This is a genomic window from Intrasporangium oryzae NRRL B-24470, assembly GCF_000576595.1.
GTDB classification, from domain to species: domain Bacteria; phylum Actinomycetota; class Actinomycetes; order Actinomycetales; family Dermatophilaceae; genus Intrasporangium_C; species Intrasporangium_C oryzae.
In genome coordinates this window covers 48,725-65,408 of the sequence record NZ_AWSA01000017.1, presented here as the reverse complement: position 1 = coordinate 65,408, position 16,684 = coordinate 48,725, and the positions used below count along the sequence as shown (strand labels likewise).

At 71.7% G+C, this 16,684-nt stretch carries 16 protein-coding genes; 10 read left to right on the top strand and 6 right to left on the bottom strand.

Going from position 1 to position 16,684, the window contains the following annotated elements:
* Window positions 1-22: 22 nt before the first annotated feature.
* Together N865_RS09725 and N865_RS09720 are read right to left on the bottom strand one after the other, a co-directional pair.
* Window positions 23-814 carry an ABC transporter permease gene (locus N865_RS09725; RefSeq protein WP_084328109.1) on the bottom strand — a complete coding sequence of 264 codons (792 nt, stop codon included), beginning with the start codon at window positions 812-814 and terminating at the stop codon, window positions 23-25.
* The gene (locus tag N865_RS09720) at window positions 811-1,521 is read right to left on the bottom strand and encodes an ABC transporter ATP-binding protein (protein ID WP_034804812.1); all 711 of its coding nucleotides are present in this window, start codon (window positions 1,519-1,521) and stop codon (window positions 811-813) included. Before N865_RS09720 ends, N865_RS09725 begins: the two co-directional genes overlap by 4 nt.
* Window positions 1,522-1,711: 190 nt before the next feature.
* Between N865_RS09720 and N865_RS09715 the strand changes: the two genes are divergently transcribed.
* The 10 genes from N865_RS09715 to N865_RS09670 all read left to right on the top strand — a co-directional run bounded on the left by N865_RS09715 (window position 1,712) and on the right by N865_RS09670 (window position 10,670).
* Complete coding sequence (locus N865_RS09715) at window positions 1,712-2,377, top strand: phosphatidylserine decarboxylase (protein WP_034804809.1); 666 nt, start codon at window positions 1,712-1,714, stop codon at window positions 2,375-2,377.
* Window positions 2,374-3,432, top strand: a complete 1,059-nt coding sequence (locus N865_RS09710) for a CDP-alcohol phosphatidyltransferase family protein (RefSeq protein ID WP_084328108.1) — start codon at window positions 2,374-2,376, stop codon at window positions 3,430-3,432. Before N865_RS09715 ends, N865_RS09710 begins: the two co-directional genes overlap by 4 nt.
* Before the next feature lie 69 nt (window positions 3,433-3,501).
* The gene (locus N865_RS09705; protein ID WP_051510420.1) at window positions 3,502-4,365 is read left to right on the top strand and encodes a helix-turn-helix transcriptional regulator; all 864 of its coding nucleotides are present in this window, start codon (window positions 3,502-3,504) and stop codon (window positions 4,363-4,365) included.
* Window positions 4,362-5,783, top strand: coding sequence for a Fe-S cluster assembly protein SufB (gene sufB / locus N865_RS09700; RefSeq protein WP_034804806.1), 1,422 nt, complete (start codon window positions 4,362-4,364; stop codon window positions 5,781-5,783). The genes N865_RS09705 and sufB overlap by 4 nt, the downstream gene beginning before the upstream one ends.
* Window positions 5,783-7,042: a Fe-S cluster assembly protein SufD gene (sufD, locus tag N865_RS09695; RefSeq protein WP_034804803.1), complete on the top strand. Its 1,260-nt coding sequence runs from the start codon at window positions 5,783-5,785 to the stop codon at window positions 7,040-7,042. Before sufB ends, sufD begins: the two co-directional genes overlap by 1 nt.
* A 3-nt stretch (window positions 7,043-7,045) precedes the next feature.
* Window positions 7,046-7,807 carry a Fe-S cluster assembly ATPase SufC gene (sufC, locus tag N865_RS09690; protein WP_034804800.1) on the top strand — a complete coding sequence of 254 codons (762 nt, stop codon included), beginning with the start codon at window positions 7,046-7,048 and terminating at the stop codon, window positions 7,805-7,807.
* A gap of 15 nt (window positions 7,808-7,822) precedes the next feature.
* Window positions 7,823-9,175 carry an aminotransferase class V-fold PLP-dependent enzyme gene (locus N865_RS09685; RefSeq protein WP_051510416.1) on the top strand — a complete coding sequence of 451 codons (1,353 nt, stop codon included), beginning with the start codon at window positions 7,823-7,825 and terminating at the stop codon, window positions 9,173-9,175.
* Between the two features lies 1 nt (window position 9,176).
* Complete coding sequence (gene sufU, locus N865_RS09680) at window positions 9,177-9,677, top strand: Fe-S cluster assembly sulfur transfer protein SufU (protein WP_034804797.1); 501 nt, start codon at window positions 9,177-9,179, stop codon at window positions 9,675-9,677.
* Window positions 9,674-10,021, top strand: coding sequence for a metal-sulfur cluster assembly factor (locus N865_RS09675; RefSeq protein ID WP_034804794.1), 348 nt, complete (start codon window positions 9,674-9,676; stop codon window positions 10,019-10,021). The genes sufU and N865_RS09675 overlap by 4 nt, the downstream gene beginning before the upstream one ends.
* A 16-nt stretch (window positions 10,022-10,037) precedes the next feature.
* Window positions 10,038-10,670, top strand: a complete 633-nt coding sequence (locus N865_RS09670; RefSeq protein ID WP_034804791.1) for an acVLRF1 family peptidyl-tRNA hydrolase — start codon at window positions 10,038-10,040, stop codon at window positions 10,668-10,670.
* A gap of 54 nt (window positions 10,671-10,724) precedes the next feature.
* Here the strand turns inward: N865_RS09670 and ypfJ are convergent, their stop codons facing one another.
* The 4 genes from ypfJ to N865_RS09650 form a co-directional block, all read right to left on the bottom strand.
* The gene (gene ypfJ, locus N865_RS09665) at window positions 10,725-11,690 is read right to left on the bottom strand and encodes a KPN_02809 family neutral zinc metallopeptidase (protein WP_034804788.1); all 966 of its coding nucleotides are present in this window, start codon (window positions 11,688-11,690) and stop codon (window positions 10,725-10,727) included.
* A 109-nt stretch (window positions 11,691-11,799) separates the two neighbouring features.
* The gene (locus N865_RS09660; protein ID WP_034804785.1) at window positions 11,800-12,816 is read right to left on the bottom strand and encodes an alanine racemase; all 1,017 of its coding nucleotides are present in this window, start codon (window positions 12,814-12,816) and stop codon (window positions 11,800-11,802) included.
* Between the two features lie 2 nt (window positions 12,817-12,818).
* Window positions 12,819-13,937, bottom strand: a complete 1,119-nt coding sequence (locus N865_RS09655) for a lipid II:glycine glycyltransferase FemX (RefSeq protein WP_034804782.1) — start codon at window positions 13,935-13,937, stop codon at window positions 12,819-12,821.
* Between the two features lie 37 nt (window positions 13,938-13,974).
* A complete protein-coding gene (locus N865_RS09650; RefSeq protein WP_034804780.1) occupies window positions 13,975-16,671 on the bottom strand; it encodes an MGH1-like glycoside hydrolase domain-containing protein in 2,697 nt (898 codons plus the stop codon).
* Window positions 16,672-16,684: the final 13 nt, after the last annotated feature.

Genomic DNA, 16,684 nt, shown 5'->3' with positions numbered 1-16,684 from the left:
GGGTGCGCGCAGTCTTGCCGAGTCAGTCGTCGAACCGGAAGAAGCGCGCCGCGAGCGCCGTGGCGATCGTGGCCCACCCGAGGAGGACGACCAGGGCCGGCACGTTCAGCCGGCCCAGGACGAGCGCGGACCGCAGGCCGTCGGCGAGCCCCGCCGAAGGCAGCAGGGCGGCGACGCCGCCCACGGAACCGGGCAGCTCGGTCCGCGGCACGACGACCCCGCCGAGGACGAGCAGCAGGACCCAGATGAGGTTGGCGAGCGCGAGGACGGCCTCGGCACGGACGGTCCCGGCGAGCAGCAGGGCGAGCGCGACGAAGGTCCACGTGCCGACGACGAGGAAGACGACGGCATACGGGATGCCGGCGAGCGAGGGCTGCCAGCCGAGCGCGAGGCCCAGCCCGCCGAGGACGACGACCTGGAGCAGCTCGACGAGCAGGGTCGCGACGACCTTGGCGGCGATGAGGCCGCCGCGGCCGAGCGGGGTCACGCCGAGGTAGCGCAGCACCGAGTAGCGGCGGTCGAACCCCGTCGAGATCGCCTGGGAGGTGAAGGCGGAGGAGATGACGCAGAGCGCGAGGACGCCGGGGACCGCGACGTCGATGCGCCGTCCGGGCCCGAGCGACGGGCTCGTCGAGGCGTGGACGCCGACGAGGACCATGGCGGGCAGGAGGAGCGAGACGAGCAGCTGCTCGCCGTTGCGCAGGAGGGTGCCGGCCTCGAAGCGGGCCTGGGCGAGGACCCGTCGCCGGGCCGGCGCCGCGGTCCGGGGCGTGAGGGGCGCCACGGGTGTGGACGCAGGGAGGTCGGCGGTCACGGGCGGCCCGTCCTCGTCAGCTCGAAGTAGACGTCCTCGAGGGAGCGGCCCTGCTTCACCGCGGCGACGGGCCCCTCGGCCACGGTCCGGCCGGCACTCATGATGACGAGGTGGTCGGCGAGGCGGTCAGCCTCCTCGAACGAATGGGTCGTCACGACGACGGAGACCCCGCCGGAGCGCAGCTCGCTGATGAGGTCCCACACGTCGAGGCGACCGTGGGGGTCGAGTCCGGCCGCCGGCTCGTCGAGGAAGAGGACCTCGGGCTGCCCGAGCAGCGCGGCGGCGAGGGCGAGGCGCTGCTTCTGGCCGCCGGAGAGGCGCCGCACGGTCGTGCCCGCGAAGGTGTCGATACCGAGCCGGCGCGCCGTCGCGGGGACGTCGGCCGGGTCGGCATAGAGACGGGCGAGGTGGTCGAGCAGGCGCATCGGCTTCGTGCCGTTGGGCAGCCCTCCCGACTGGAGCATGACGCCGACGCGCGCCCGGTGGTCGGCGCCCGCCGTGGCGGGATCCGTCCCGAGCACGCGGACCGTGCCGGAGTCGGGCCTCGTCAGTCCGACCGCGCACTCGACGGCCGTCGTCTTGCCGGCGCCGTTGGGGCCGAGGACCGCCGTGACCCGTCCGAGGGGGGCCGACCAGGTCAGCCCGTCGAGCGCGGTGACCGTGCCGAAGGTCCGGCGAACGTCGGTCAGGCTCACGGCATGGGTCACGGCAGATGAGTCTAGGCTCGGTCCCGGACGGTCACGCACACGGCCCGTCCACCCGACACCGCTGGAATCCGACCGGGCACGTCCCCGCCCACCCTCGTCCGGTGGTGCGGCGCCGCGCCATCGTGTGCCACCGTGTGCCACCCTGTGCCCGCCCTGCCCGCACCCGACGACCCCGGAGAGCCCCCCGACCGTGAAGATCGACCCTGCAGCCAAGCCGTTCACCGCACTCGCGGCGGTGCCGACCGTGGTGGCCGCGCTCGCCCGCCGGCCGCGCACGACCGCGGCCCTCGGGCTGCTCACCGCCGGCGTGACCCTGTTCTTCCGCGACCCCGACCGCACGCCTGACCGCCTTCCCGTCGAGGACTCCGACGTCATCCTGGCCCCCGCCGACGGCATGGTCGTCCACGTCGGGACGCCGCAGCCCGGGGTGGCCCCGGAGGGGGAGTGGCAGCAGGTCAGCATCTTCCTGTCGCTGCTCGACGTCCACATCAACCGCTCGCCCTACGGCGGCCGGGTCGTCGACGTCACCCACACGCCGGGCCGGTTCCTCGCCGCCTACCGGGCCGAGAGCGCGATGAAGAACGAGCGGAGCGACATCACCGTCGAGCGCGTCGTCGGCGGCACGACCCGCCGGGTCGTCTACCGCCAGCTGGTGGGGCAGCTGGCCCGCCGCATCGTCACGCGCATCCAGCCGGGTGACGAGGTGGCGACGGGCGAGCGCATCGGCCTGATGAAGTTCGGCTCGCGCATGGACGTCTTCGTCCCTCAGGAGGTCGTCCTCGAGGTCACCAAGGGCACGCGCGCGGTCGCCGGCGAGACGGTTCTCGGGCGCTTCCCGGCGGTGGACGCCCGATGAGCGGCGATCCGTCCGGAGCCCGGCGCCCGCGCCGGCGCGACCGGGTCACCCGCGGCATCCGGCTTGTCTCGGCGACCGGCGCGCGCGTCGTCCCGCTCAGCCGACTCAACCCGCGAGTGCGGGCCCGCGTCATGCTGCCGAGCCTCTTCACGCTCGGCAACATGCTCTGCGGGTTCTCGTCGGTGCTGCTGTCCTTCCAGGGCCACTTCCGCTGGGCCGCGGTCCTCATCGCCGTCTCGATCCTGCTCGACATCTCCGACGGCGCCGTCGCGCGCGCCGTCGGAGCGATCACCCCCTTCGGCCTGCAGTTCGACTCGCTCGCCGACCTCATCTCGTTCGGGATCGCCCCGGCGGTCCTCGTCTACACGTGGGCCCTTCCCGCCTACCCCGTCTGGGCCTGGGCCGGCGCGATGTTCTGGCTCGCCTGTGCCGCCTACCGGCTCGCGCGCTTCAACGTGACGATCGACCCCCTGGCCGACAAGCGCTACTTCGTCGGCCTCGCGAGCCCCGGCGCCGCCGGGGTCGTCATCGCGACCGTCTTCGCGATCGACGGCCCCCTCGGCAGCGGGGAGCGAATCCTGCCGGTCGTGGCCGGGGTCCTGCCCGCCGCACTCATGGCCTCCTCGTTCCGCTTCCGGTCCTTCCGCTCCCTCCTGTCGACGCAGAACCTGCCCCTCACGCTCGGTGTCGTCGTGGCCGTGGTCATCGGGCTCGTCGTAGCGCCCGGTCCGACGGGTCTCGTCATCGCCTACGGCTACGTCCTCACCTGCCCGCTCGGCTGGGTCACCGCGCCGCTGCGGCGCCGGTGGTTCGGACCCGATGCGGTCGCGCCGCCGCGCACGAAGCTGCCGTCGGTGCTCATGCCCCAGGGCGAGGCCGAGGACGAGGTGGACATCAGCGACGAACCCGACCTCCAGGACGATTTCGAGGACGCGGACGTCGTGGAGATCGACGAGCCCGACCAGCCCGACGAGCCGGACGCGTGGACCGCGCCCGACGAGGGGTTCGGGACCGCGGCTCCCAACCCCGGCGGCGACACACGTCACGGGGGCTGAGGGCCGGCTCGCGCGAGGGTAAGGACGGCCTAACTGGAGTAGGGCCGGTATTTACGTCACAATGGTGTGGTGTTTATCGGTGAGCGCATCCAGCGTGAGACCAGGGACGGCGAGCACGTCTCGCCGCTCGAGTCGCGCACGCGCTCCCGCGTCCTGCACATGGTCTCCACCGACGGTCCCGTGTCGGCCGCCGAGCTCGGCCGACGCCTCGAGCTGACTCCCGCCGCCGTCCGGCGCCACCTCGACGCGCTCGTCGAGCAGGGCGCCGTCGTCGAGCACGAGCCGACGACCGCCCGCCGTGGCCGCGGACGGCCCGCCCGCGCCTACGTCGTCTCCGATGCCGGCCACCGGGCCCTCGAGGCCGACTACGACTCGCTCGCCGTCGAGGTCCTCCGCTACCTCTCGGCCCAGGCCGGCCCTGAGGCCGTCGGAGACTTCGCGCGCGATCGGATCGCCGCGGTCGAGGAGCGGTATGCCGCTCGGCTCGCCGCCGTGGGCACCGACCCCGCCGCCCGGGCGGAGGTCCTCGTCGCCGCCCTCAGCGAGGACGGCTTCGCCGCGACGGCCCGTCCCGTCGGTGCGGGTGCCCTCTCGGGGGTCCAGCTCTGCCAGGGTCACTGCCCGGTCCAGCACGTCGCAGCCGAGTTCCCGGCCTTCTGCGAGGCCGAGACCGACGCGTTCTCCCGCCTCCTCGGCGTCCACGTCCAGCGCCTCGCCACCCTCGCCGGCGGGCACCACGTCTGCACCACGTTCATCCCGACCGGTGGGCCGGCCCGGAAGACGACGAGCCCCGACCGTGTTGACCCCAGCGGCGCCGCCACCGTGCCGCCGGTGCCCCACGAGCCCGCACAGCGGCATACGTCCGCGGCCCCCACCACGAACTCCCCGACGCACGCACGAAACGACCACCCCAAGGAAGGTCTCCCTTCATGAGCACGCACATCGAAGAGCTCAACCCGGGTCTGAAGGACATCGGGCGCTACGAGTACGGCTGGGCCGACAGCGACGTCGCCGGTTCCTCCGCGCGTCGTGGCCTGAACGAGGAGGTCGTCCGCGACATCTCGGCCCGCAAGAGCGAGCCCGAGTGGATGACGAAGCTGCGCCTCAAGGGCCTGTCGCTCTTCGACAAGAAGCCGATGCCCTCATGGGGCTCGGACCTCACCGGCATCGACTTCCAGAACATCAAGTACTTCGTGAAGTCCACCGAGAAGCAGGCGACCACCTGGGACGAGCTGCCCGAGGAGATCAAGAACACCTACGACCGGCTCGGCATCCCCGAGGCGGAGAAGCAGCGCCTCGTCGCCGGTGTCGCCGCGCAGTACGAGTCGGAGGTCGTCTACCACCAGATCCGTGAGGACCTCGAGGAGAAGGGCGTCATCTTCCTCGACACCGACACGGCCCTGAAGGAGCACGAGGACATCTTCCGCGAGCACTTCGCGACGGTGATCCCGGTCGGCGACAACAAGTTCGCCGCGCTCAACACCGCCGTCTGGTCGGGCGGCTCGTTCATCTACGTCCCGCCGGGCGTCCACGTCGACATCCCGCTCCAGGCCTACTTCCGCATCAACACGGAGAACATGGGCCAGTTCGAGCGGACCCTGATCATCGCCGACGAGGGCTCCTACGTGCACTACGTCGAGGGCTGCACGGCGCCGATCTACAAGTCGGACTCGCTCCACTCGGCCGTCGTCGAGATCATCGTGAAGAAGAACGCCCGCGTGCGTTACACGACGATCCAGAACTGGTCCAACAACGTCTACAACCTCGTCACCAAGCGCGCCACCTGCGAGGAGGGCGCGACGATGGAGTGGGTCGACGGGAACATCGGCTCCAAGGTGACGATGAAGTACCCGGCCGTCTTCCTCATGGGTGAGCACGCCAAGGGCGAGACGCTCTCGATCGCGTTCGCCGGTGAGGGCCAGCACCAGGACACCGGCTCGAAGATGGTCCACGCCGCTCCCAACACGAGCAGCTCGATCATCAGCAAGTCGGTCGCCCGCGGCGGCGGCCGTGCGTCCTACCGCGGCCTCGTCCAGGTGCTCGAAGGCGCCTCCCACTCGGCCTCGACCGTGCGCTGCGACGCCCTCCTCGTCGACACGATCAGCCGCTCCGACACCTACCCGTACGTCGACATCCGCGAGGACGACGTCTCGATGGGTCACGAGGCGACCGTCTCGAAGGTCAGCGACGACCAGCTGTTCTACCTCATGTCCCGGGGCATGGCCGAGGACGAGGCCATGGCCATGATCGTCCGCGGCTTCATCGAGCCCATCGCGCGCGAGCTCCCGATGGAGTACGCCCTCGAGCTGAACCGCCTCATCGAACTCCAGATGGAAGGAGCCGTCGGCTGATGTCCGTTGCCGACACCATGACCGCCGACCCCCTGGCGCGGCCCCACACCGACTCGGTCGCGGCCTTCGTGCCCGACCAGTCGCGGGCCGAGCGCACCGCGTCGTTCGACGTCTCCGCGTTCCCCGTCCCGACGGGGCGCGAGGAGGAGTGGCGCTTCACGCCGGTCAAGAAGCTCTCCGCCCTCTTCGCCGAGGGTGCGAGCGACGGCCTCGCGTGGACCGACTCGCTCCCTGCGGGCGTGACCGTCTCCCCGATCTCCGCCTCCGACGCCCGCGCGCTCGGCATCCTGCCTCCGCAGGACCGGGCCGCGGTCGTCGCCGCAGCCTCGGCCGCCGCCGTCCTCGTCGACATCCCGGCCGAGGCCGAGCTCGCCGAGCCGGTGCGGGTCGTCCTCACCGGCTCGGGTGACACCGCCTCGCACGGCCACGTCGTCGTGCGGGCCGGGCGCCACTCGAAGGCGACCCTCGTCCTCGAGCACACCGGTCTCGCGCAGCACTCCGAGCTCGTCTCGGTCGTGACCGGCGACGGCTCCGACCTCACGGTCGTCTCGACGCAGCGCTGGTCCGACGGCTCCGTGCACCTCGCGCAGCACGACGCCCTCGTCGGCCGCGACGCGACGTACAAGCACGTGGGCGTCACCCTCGGCGGTGAGGTCGTCCGGCTCAACGCCAACGTCCGCTACGCGGGCCCCGGTGGTAACGCGACCCTTCTCGGCGTCTACTTCGCCGACGCGGGACAGCACCTCGAGCACCGCTCCTACATCGACCACAACGCGCCGCACTGCACGAGCCGCGCCACGTACAAGGGTGCGCTCCAGGGCGCGACCGCCCGCACGGTCTGGGTCGGCGACGTCCTCATCCGTGCCGAGGCCGAGGGCACCGACACCTACGAGCTCAACCGCAACCTCATCCTCACCGACGGCGCCCGCGCCGACTCGGTGCCCAACCTCGAGATCGAGACGGGCGAGATCGAGGGCGCCGGCCACGCCTCCGCCACCGGACGCTTCGACGACCTGCAGCTGTTCTACCTGCAGGCGCGGGGCATCCCCGAGGACGAGGCGAAGCGCCTCGTCGTGCGCGGTTTCTTCGCCGACATCATCCGCGAGATCCCGCTGGCCGACCTCCGCGACGAGATCACGGCCGCCATCGAGGAGGAGCTCGCCTCGACGGCATACGCCTCCGCGAACCCCGCCGCGAACCCCGCCGCGAACCCCACTGCACCGAACGCCGACGGCCAGACCGTCACGAAGGAGAACTGACCCATGAGCACGCTCGAGATCAAGGGACTGACGGTCTCTGTCGAGACCGAGGACGGCCCCAAGGAGATCCTGCGCGGGGTGGACCTCACCGTGAACTCCGGTGAGACCCACGCGATCATGGGCCCGAACGGCTCCGGCAAGTCGACGCTCGCCTACAGCATCGCCGGCCACCCGAAGTACACGGTCACCGGCGGCACCGTCACGCTCGACGGGGAGGACGTGCTCGCCATGAGTGTCGACGAGCGCGCCCGTGCCGGCCTCTTCCTCGCCATGCAGTACCCCGTCGAGGTCCCCGGCGTCACCGTGAGCAACTTCCTGCGCACCGCGAAGACCGCGATCGACGGCGAGGCCCCCAAGCTGCGCACGTGGGTCAAGGAGGTCAAGGAGGCCATGGGCAACCTCCGCATGGACCCGGCCTTCGCCGAGCGCAACGTCAACGAGGGGTTCTCCGGCGGCGAGAAGAAGCGCCACGAGATCCTCCAGATGGAGCTGCTCAAGCCCAAGGTGGCCATCCTCGACGAGACCGACTCCGGCCTCGACGTCGACGCGCTCAAGATCGTCTCCGAGGGCGTCAACCGCGCCAAGGGGTCCAGCGACCTCGGCGTCCTGCTCATCACGCACTACACGCGGATCCTGCGCTACATCAAGCCCGACTTCGTCCATGTCTTCGTCGACGGCAGGATCGTCGAGGAGGGCGGGCCCGAGCTCGCCGACCGCCTCGAGGACGAGGGCTACGACCGCTTCACCTCGTCGGCGACGGTCTGAGGGACTCGACTCGAGATGACCTCTGCCACAGCGCCGTTCACGGATCGGGAGCTCGCCGCCATCCGCGGCGAGTTCCCGGTCCTGACGCGCACCGTGCGTGACGGCAAGCCGCTCGTCTACCTCGACTCGGGGGCGACGTCGCACAAGCCGGTAGCCGTCCTCGACGCCGAGCGCGCCTTCTACGAGCATCACAACGCGGCCGTCCACCGCGGTGCGCACCAGCTCGCCGAGGAGGCGACCGACGACTTCGAGGCGGCCCGCGAGACGGTCGCGGCGTTCATCGGCGCGCCCCCGCACGAGGTCGTCTTCACGAAGAACGCGACCGAGGCGATCAACCTCGTCGCGTACGCCTTCTCCAACGCGGCGCCGACCGACGACCCCAAGGACGAGCGGTTCGTGCTGCGGCCCGGTGACGAGATCCTCGTCACCGAGATGGAGCACCATGCCAACCTCGTGCCCTGGCAGGAACTGGCCCGTCGAACCGGGGCGACCCTGCGGTGGATCCCGCTCGGCGCGAACGGCGCGCTCGACCTATCCTCGCTCGACGACCTGCTCACCGAGCGGACGAAGGTGTTCGCCCTCGCCCACGTGTCCAACGTGCTCGGCACCGTCAACCCGGTGACCGAGCTGGCGGCGCGCGCGCACGCCGTCGGAGCGCTCGTCGTCGTCGACGCGTGCCAGTCGGTGCCACACCTGCCCGTCGACGTGGCCTCCCTCGGCGCCGACTTCATCGCCTTCAGCGGCCACAAGATGTACGGCCCGATGGGTGTGGGCGTCCTCTGGGGGCGGAGCGAGCTTCTCGAGGTCATGCCGCCGTTCCTCACGGGTGGGTCGATGATCGAGCTCGTGACGATGGAGCGCTCGACGTGGGCGCCGCCGCCGCAGAAGTTCGAGGCGGGCGTGCCCAACGCCGCGCAGGCGGTCGGGCTCGCCGCGGCCGTCCGCTGGATCGAGCGGATCGGTCTCGAGCGGATCCAGGCGCACGAGGCTCGCCTCGTCGACGCCCTGCTCGCTGGCCTCGCCGACCGTCCCTGGGTCCGGGTTGTCGGTCCCGAGCGGGGGACGCCCCGCGGGGGTGCCGTCGCGTTCGTCGTCGACGGCGTTCACGCCCACGACGTCGGTCAGGTCCTCGACGACGCGGGGGTCGCGGTCCGCGTCGGGCATCACTGCGCCTGGCCGCTCCACCGGGCCCTCGGCGCCGCGGCGACGACGCGCGCGTCGTTCGCCGTCCACAACACGCTCGACGACGTCGCGGCGCTGCTCGCCGCCCTCGACCGGGTGCCCGTCCTCTTCGGCCTCGACGTCGAGCAGGGGCCCGCCGCGGTCGAGCTGACCCACGACGAGCCGGCGACGGCTGGAGCGAGCTGAGATGGACCTCTACCAGGAGCTCATCCTCGAGCACTCCAAGCGACCCCACCACGCGGGCCTGCGCGAGCCGTTCGACGCGGAGGTCCACCACATCAACCCGACGTGCGGCGACGAGGTCACCCTGCGGGTCGACGTGACGGGCGAGGGCGAGGACGCGGTCGTCACCGACGTGTCCTACCGCACCCAGGGTTGCTCGATCTCCGTCGCGTCGACCTCCGTCCTCGCCGACGAGGTCATCGGCCACCCGGTCACCGAGGCCCTCGAGACCTTCGCGGCGATGCGCGAGATGCTCACCTCGCGCGGCAAGGTCGTCGGCGACGAGGAGGTCATCGGCGACGGCGTCGCGCTGGCGGGGGTCTCGAAGTACCCCGCCCGCGTCAAGTGCGCCCTGCTCGGTTGGACCGCCTTCACCGACGCCCTGGCTCGCGCCGGCGTCGACATCTCGAACCGGGCCTCCGTCCCGGCCACCCTCCCGACCTCCCCCCAAGGAGTGCAGTCATGACCCAGACCGCCACCGGCTCCGGCAGCTCGGCCAACCCGGCCAACGTGGCCGACGTCGAGGAGGCCCTGCGCGACGTCGTCGACCCCGAGCTCGGCATCAACGTCGTCGACCTCGGTCTCGTCTACGGCATCACCGTCGACGCCCAGTCCCACGCCGTCATCGACATGACGCTGACGTCGGCGGCCTGCCCCCTCACCGACGTCATCGAGGACCAGACGGCCCAGGCCCTCGAAGGGCTCGTCGCGACGCATCGGATCAACTGGGTGTGGATGCCCCCGTGGGGCCCCGACAAGATCACCGAGGACGGGCGCGAGCAGCTGCGCGCGCTCGGTTTCAACCTCTGAGCCGCCGGCCCGGTCGATGACCACCCGCGTGGTCGAGGTCGCCCCCGAGCGCCTCGACCGGTGGCTCGCCGGGTTCGCCGAGCGGCACGGAGCGGTCGATGTCGCCACGGAGGAGACTCCGGGCGGCATCGTCGTGTCAGCCATGGCCGCCGACGGGTCGACCGCCGTGGCGACACCCTTCGCGTACGACCCCCTCGGTCTCGTCCTCATCCGCAGGGGCGGGTATGCCGTCGGGCTGGCCCACGCGGGCGCGTTCACCTCGTCGAAGGTGGGCACGCGGAGGGTCCAGTCCCGCACGGCCGCGGGCGGCTGGTCGCAGCAGCGCTTCGCCCGCCGCCGCGCCAACCAGGCCGACGAGCTGGTCGGCGCGGTCGTCGCGCACGCGCGGACGGTGCTCCTCGGGGACGACGAGTCGCCGCGGACGGGAGCGAGCGGCATACCCCGTGGTCTCGTCGTCGGGGGAGACCGGGCGCTCGTGGGCGAGGTGCTGGACGCGCCGGCGCTGCGGGCCCTCCGTGGGCTGCCCGTGCGCGAGCTCTTCGACCTGCCGGACCCGCGGCGCGACGTCCTCGAGACCGCCCTGCGCCGGGGCAGGGCGGTCCGGATCGCCCTCACCGAGACCACCCGGCCCGCGACCCCGGGCGCCTAGTGGCGTGGCCACGCCGTCCCCGACGACGCGCCACGCGGCTCGCGACGGGCTGCCTCAGCCGACCGTCGCGACGCCGAAGGTGTTGCACTGGTTGATGTCGCCGGTCTCGTAGCCCTGCATGAACCACTTCTGGCGCGCCGCCGCCGAGCCGTGGGTCCACGTCTCCGGCGTGACCCGGCCCTGGGCGGCCTGCTGGATCCGGTCGTCGCCCACAGCCGAGGCCGCCGAGAGCGCCGACTTGATGTCGGCATCGGTGATCGGCTTGAGCAGGGTCGTCCCGTTCGCGTCCGTCGTCTCCGTCGCGTGCTTGACCCACGTCCCGGCCAGGCAGTCGGCCATGAGCTCGATGCGCACCGCACCGGAGTTCGCCCCCTGCGGGTCCTGCTGGGCGCGGTTGAGGATGCCGAGGAGGTCCTGGACGTGGTGGCCGTACTCGTGGCCGATGACGTACTCCTTGGCCAGCTGCCCACCGTCGGCGCCGAAGCGGCTCTGCAGCTCCTGGAAGAAGCTGGCGTCGACATAGACCTTCTTGTCGAGCGGGCAGTAGAAGGGCCCGACCTGCGCGTTGGCGGTGCCGCAGCCGGACGGGGTCTGGCCCTGGTAGATGACGGTCTTCACCGGCTCGTAGTTGAGGTTGTACTTGGGCAGGGTCTTGGTCCAGTAGTCCTGGACGCTGTTGACCGTCGCAACGATGAGGCAGACGTCGTCCCTGTTGGCGTCGGCGCCCGTCTTGCACTGCGAGAAGGCCGAGTCCTGCACCTGCCCGGCCGCGGCGACCTGGTCGGTCTGCAGCTGCTGTGAGGGCACGCCGTTCGTCGTCGAGCCGGAGTCGCCACCGCCGAGGAGCCGGCTGCCGCCGAAGATCATCACGAGGATGAGGACGATGAGCCCGCCGATCCCGCCGCCGACCTGGATGCCCCCGGGGAAGCCGCCACCTCCGCCACCCCCACCGCCGAAACCGCCGCTCCCGCCGCTCTCGACCTGCGAGGTATCGAGCTGGGCATTCTCGTTGAAGCTCATGTCACCGCTCCTGGGCTCGGGGGACCGGCGCGTCCCGGGTCCACACCCGGTTCAGCCTAGTGCGGTGTCCGTCCTCGCGCCGGGGGCGCCCCGGGCATGTCACGACGGATCAGGAGACGACGACGGCGTCGGGGTAGGCCGTGGTGAGGCGCATCCTGACCGTGACCGTGTCCCCGACGCGCGGTGGCGCCACGCCCTCAGGCAGGGCGAGGAGGCTGCACTGCATGTGTGGCGGCTCGGCGAACCGGGGCGAGACCCCGGCGACGGTGAAGGGCGAACGGACGCGGTGCGCTGCCTCGAGCACACCCTCTGCCACGGCGATCGCGCGCGATCGCGCGGTCGCGGCGGAGGCGGGCGACTCCATCGCCACGCCATGGGACGTCCCACCGCTCACGACGACGAGGTGGCCGGCCGGCAGCGGCCGCTGGCGGTAGCCCGCCGTCTCACCCTTGGCGACGGGCCGGACGTCGAGGACGTGCGCCCGGACCTCGTACGCGGAGCGGTCGGCGAGCCACAGGTCCGTGCCGACCCGGGCGAGGAACCGGTGCTCGGGGTAGCGGCTGCGCAGGCTGGCCAGCTCGGACGGGGACACGTGCGAGAGATACCAGCGGCGCATGCCGGGGGCCGCCTCGATGAACGAGGTGATCTCGGCGACGTGGCCGGTGCCGAGGGGAAGGTGGAGGGTGACGCCGAGGGCGTCCGACGCGGCCACGAGGTCACCGAGGGCGGCGGCCGGCGCGCCGAAGCGCTTCATGGAGGTCAGCCCCTCGACGACGACGCGGGCCGTGGGCTGGAGGACCCGCAGGTGGTCGAGGTCGGGGCGCGTGGTGATCGTGTGGACGAGGCGCCGGTTGCCGAGGTCGGGCAGGTCCGCGTGGATCGCCGCGCGGTACGGCTCCATGACGAGGATGTCCCGCCCGAAGGCGGCGAGCGCCGACGGGACCTCGACGTAGGTGCCGACGGCGATCATCGGCACGTCGAGCCGCGAGGCCTCGGCGCAGAGCAGGTCCCGGCCGAACCCGTAGCCGTTGCCCTTGACGACCGGGACGATGCCGGGTCGGGCCGCGACGACGGCGTCCATGGCGGCGCGCCAGCGGGCGCCGTCGACGTGGAGCGTGAAGGTCATGCTCACCGCCTCTTCATGTAGAGCGAGAAGGCCTTGTAGAGAACGGGGTTGAGCGGGAGGTCCCACTCGCCGGCGAGGCGGACGGCCTCGCCCCCGGTGCCGACCTTGAACCGGATGAGCCCGATGTGGGGGTTGTCCGACGCCACGGTGTTGGTGATCCCGCGCAGGTCGTAGGTGGTGCAGCCCGCCGCGATCGAGTCACGGAGCATGCGCCACTGGATCGCCGTTGAGGCCTGGAGCTCGCGCTTGGCGGCGGTCGAGGCGCCGTAGGAGTACCAGGCGTGGTCGCCGACGCGGATCCAGAGCGTCGCGGCGAGCACGTCGCCCTCGTGCTCGGCGAGGTAGACGCGGATCCGGTCGGGGTCCTCGGCGGACAGGGCGGCATACATCTGCTCGAAGTAGCCCACCCCTCTGGGGGTGAAGCGGTCGCGCTCGGCCGTCTCGACGTAGACGCGGTGGAAGGCCGGGATGTCGGTGGCGTCGCCGACCCGGACCGTGACGCCGTTCTTCTCCGTCTTCTTGATGTTGCGCCGCCACAGCTGGTTCATTCCGGCGAGGACGTCGGCCTCGGAGCGACCAGCGAGCGGCACCTGGAAGACATACTCCGGCTGGCCGGCGGTGAAGCCGTCCTCGGCGGCGAGGTGCTCGAAGCCGAGACGGCGCAGCGTCGCGACGACCGCCGTCCCGACCGGCTCGACGACGTCGGGCCGGGCCTGGTCATAGCGCCGGATCGCGTCGTCGCCGATCGCCTCCTTGATCGTCGGTGCGTGCCAGCGGTGGGTCGCGACGGGCGGCCCGATCCGCAGGGCGAAGGCCTTCGATGCCTTGAGGTGGTCGCGCAGCGCCCGGAGCAGCTCCACGAGGCGCGGGGAAGCCCAGTCGATGCAGGGCCCCTCGGGGATGTAGGCGAGCGACCGGCCGATGCGCGGGAGGGAGCGGTAGAGCACGAGGGCCGCGCCGATCATCTGCTCGCCCTCGAACCATCCGACGGACCCGTGGCGCCAGTCCTGCTTGACCTGACCCCAGGCGGGGGTCTGCAGGAAGCTCGCCGAGGGCTGGGTGCGCAGCCACGCGAGGTGCTCGGCGGCGGTGATGTCTCGGACGGTGATGGGCGCGGTCACGGGGGCTCACGCTACCCGAGGCCGGACCCGCCGGTCGTCAGCCCCAACCCATCGTGCGGGGGTCCGGAGGCAGCCGAGGGTTGAGCAGGTGCGCCACGAGGGCGGTCCAGCCCGTCTGGTGCGTGGCGCCGAGCCCCTCGCCGGTGTCGCCGTCGAAGTACTCGGAGAACGTCGGGTGCTCCGACCAGAGCGGGTCGTCGCTGGATTCGATCCGGGCGCCGTCCGACGGCCGGCGGCCGTCGACCGGACGGAAGAGGGCGGTGAGTCCGGAGTCGATGACGTCGGCCGCCTCGTCGAGCGTGAGGTGGCGCCCCGAGCCGGTGGGGACCTCGACGGTGAAGCTGTCGCCGAAGAAGCGGCCGTACGTGCGCAGCTTGTCGGCGAGCAGGACGTTGACGGGGAACCAGACCGGGCCGCGCCAGTTGGAGTTGCCACCGAACATCCCCGTGCGCGACTCGCCCGGCTCGTACTCGATCGAGACCGTCTGACCACCGAGCGTCGCGGTGACGGCCTCGCGGGTGGCCGCCGAGAGCGAGCGGATGCCGTACGGCGAGAGGAACTCCTCGGTGTCGAACATCCGCTGCAGGATGCGCCGCAGCCGCCGCGGCGGGACGAGGGTGAGGAGCATCCGGCCGTCGGACTCGCGGGCGAGGAGCGGCTTGACGAGCTCGGGCCGCCGCTGCTGGAGCCACCGGAACCGGCTCGTCAGGTCGGGGCACTCGTCGAGGACCCACGCGGGGATCTCCGTCGCCCCGAGGATGGGCAGCAGGCCAACCATCGAGCGCACCCGCATGTGCGGCGCCCTACCGTCGGGGTGGACGAGGACGTCGTAGTAGAAACCGTCCTCCTCGTGCCAGAGGGACTTGTCGTGGGAGCCGAAGTGCCGCATGGCCTGGGCGATCGCGAGGAAGTGCTCCATGAACTTCGTCGCGACGTCGTCCCACGCCTTGTCGGTGCGGGCGAGCTCGAGGGCGATCTTCAGCATCTGCTGGCAGTAGAAGGCCATCCAGCTCGTCGCGTCGGACTGCTCGAGCCGGAAGCCGGGGGGCAGCGGTGCGGACCGGTTGAACAGGCCGATGTTGTCCATCCCGAGGAAGCCGCCCTCGAAGAGGTTGGAGCCGTTGGCGTCCTTGCGGTTGACCCACCACCCGAAGTTGAGCAGGAGCTTGGTGAAGACGCGGACGAGGAACTCGCGGTCGCGGTAGCCGTCGATCCGGTAGACGTGCCAGGCCGCCCAGGCGTGGACGGGCGGGTTGACGTCGCCGAACTCCCACTCGTATGCCGGGAGCTGGCCGTTGGGCGCCATCGCCCACTCCCGGCACATGAGGAGCAGCTGCTCCTTGGCGAAGTCGGGGTCGACGTGTGCGAGCGGGATCGTATGGAAGGCGAGGTCCCACGCGGCGAACCACGGGTACTCCCACTCGTCGGGCATCGACAGGACGTCGGCGAGGGCGAGGTGGCGCCAGTGGGCGTTGCGCCCGTGCGTGCGCTGCTCGGGGCTCGGTGGCCCGACCGGGTCGCCCTCGATCCACTGGCGCACGTCGTAGCGGTACAGCTGCTTGCCCCAGAGCAGGCCGGCATACGCCCGTCGGGCGACGTGCCGGTCGACGTCGGGCAGCGAAGGGTGGATGACGTGGGCGTAGAACTCGTCGGCCTCGGCGGCGCGCTCGGAGAGGACGGCTTCGAAGTCCTCCCCGAAGGTGCGCGGGCCGGGGTCGGCGGGGGAGAGGCGCAGGTCGACGGTCACCGTCTCGCCGGGCTCGACGGCGTCCCACCGGTACCAGAACGCCGCCTTGCTGCCGTACCCGCCGGGGTTGACCGCGGCGCGGCGCCCGTGGACGACGCGGTCGTTGATGCCGTCCTTGGGGTAGTGCGACTGGTTCTTCGTGCCGTAGAGGCGCTCGGCGTTGGTCTCGTTGTCGCAGAAGAGGACCTGGGGCGACCCGGCAGCGACGAGGACGTAGCGGCCGAGGAAGCCGTGCGTCACCTCCGCGGCTCGGCACCCGCGCGGGGGGCGACCGTTGCGACGGACCTCGCGCAGCTCGGTGACCCTGTCGTCGGTGCCCCAGGCCCACGTGTTCCGCAGCCAGATCGTCGGCAGCAGGTGCAGGGGCGCGGCCTCGGGGCCGCGGTTCGTCGCCGTGATGCGGATGCAGACGTCGTCCGGGCCCGCTTTCGCGTACGTCAGCATGACGTCGAAGAACTCGTTGCGGTCGAGGATCCCCGTGTCGGCGAGCTCGAACTCGCGCTCGGAACGACTGCGCTCGCGGTTCGCCCGGCGGAGCTGCTCGTAGGGGTACTCGGCCTGCGGGTAGCGGTAGAGCCACTCCATCCAGCTGTGGGTGGGCGTGCCGTCGACGGCCCACCAGTACTCCTTGGCGTCCTCCCCGTGGTTGCCCTCCTCGTTCGTCAGGCCGAAGAGGCGCTCCTTGAGGATGGGGTCCTTGCCGTTCCAGAGGGCGAGGGCGACGTTGAGGAAGCCGTACCGGTCGCTGATGCCGCCGAGCCCGTCCTCGCCCCAGCGGTAGGCGCGGGAGGCGGCGTGGTCGAAGGGGAACTCGGACCAGGCGCTGCCGTCGGGGGAGTAGTCCTCCCGGACGGTGCCCCACTGGCGCGCGGAGAGGTAGGGGCCCCAGAGACGCCACGGGCCGTCCGGGGCCGGTGACTCGGCGAGCCGGGCGTGCTCCGGGGTGAGGTGCTCGGGCTCCGTGGGCCCTGCGCTCGACGCGTTCATGCCCACCATGGTG

Coding starts and splice junctions, on each gene's coding strand:
- N865_RS09685 (WP_051510416.1), top strand. CDS start 7,823: ATGACCTCTGCCACAGCGCCGTTCACGGATCGGGAGCTCGCCGCCATC.
- sufD (WP_034804803.1), top strand. CDS start 5,783: ATGTCCGTTGCCGACACCATGACCGCCGACCCCCTGGCGCGGCCCCAC.
- N865_RS09675 (WP_034804794.1), top strand. CDS start 9,674: ATGACCCAGACCGCCACCGGCTCCGGCAGCTCGGCCAACCCGGCCAAC.
- ypfJ (WP_034804788.1), bottom strand. CDS start 11,690: ATGAGCTTCAACGAGAATGCCCAGCTCGATACCTCGCAGGTCGAGAGC.
- sufC (WP_034804800.1), top strand. CDS start 7,046: ATGAGCACGCTCGAGATCAAGGGACTGACGGTCTCTGTCGAGACCGAG.
- N865_RS09670 (WP_034804791.1), top strand. CDS start 10,038: ATGACCACCCGCGTGGTCGAGGTCGCCCCCGAGCGCCTCGACCGGTGG.
- N865_RS09660 (WP_034804785.1), bottom strand. CDS start 12,816: ATGACCTTCACGCTCCACGTCGACGGCGCCCGCTGGCGCGCCGCCATG.
- N865_RS09710 (WP_084328108.1), top strand. CDS start 2,374: ATGAGCGGCGATCCGTCCGGAGCCCGGCGCCCGCGCCGGCGCGACCGG.
- sufB (WP_034804806.1), top strand. CDS start 4,362: ATGAGCACGCACATCGAAGAGCTCAACCCGGGTCTGAAGGACATCGGG.
- sufU (WP_034804797.1), top strand. CDS start 9,177: ATGGACCTCTACCAGGAGCTCATCCTCGAGCACTCCAAGCGACCCCAC.
- N865_RS09650 (WP_034804780.1), bottom strand. CDS start 16,671: ATGAACGCGTCGAGCGCAGGGCCCACGGAGCCCGAGCACCTCACCCCG.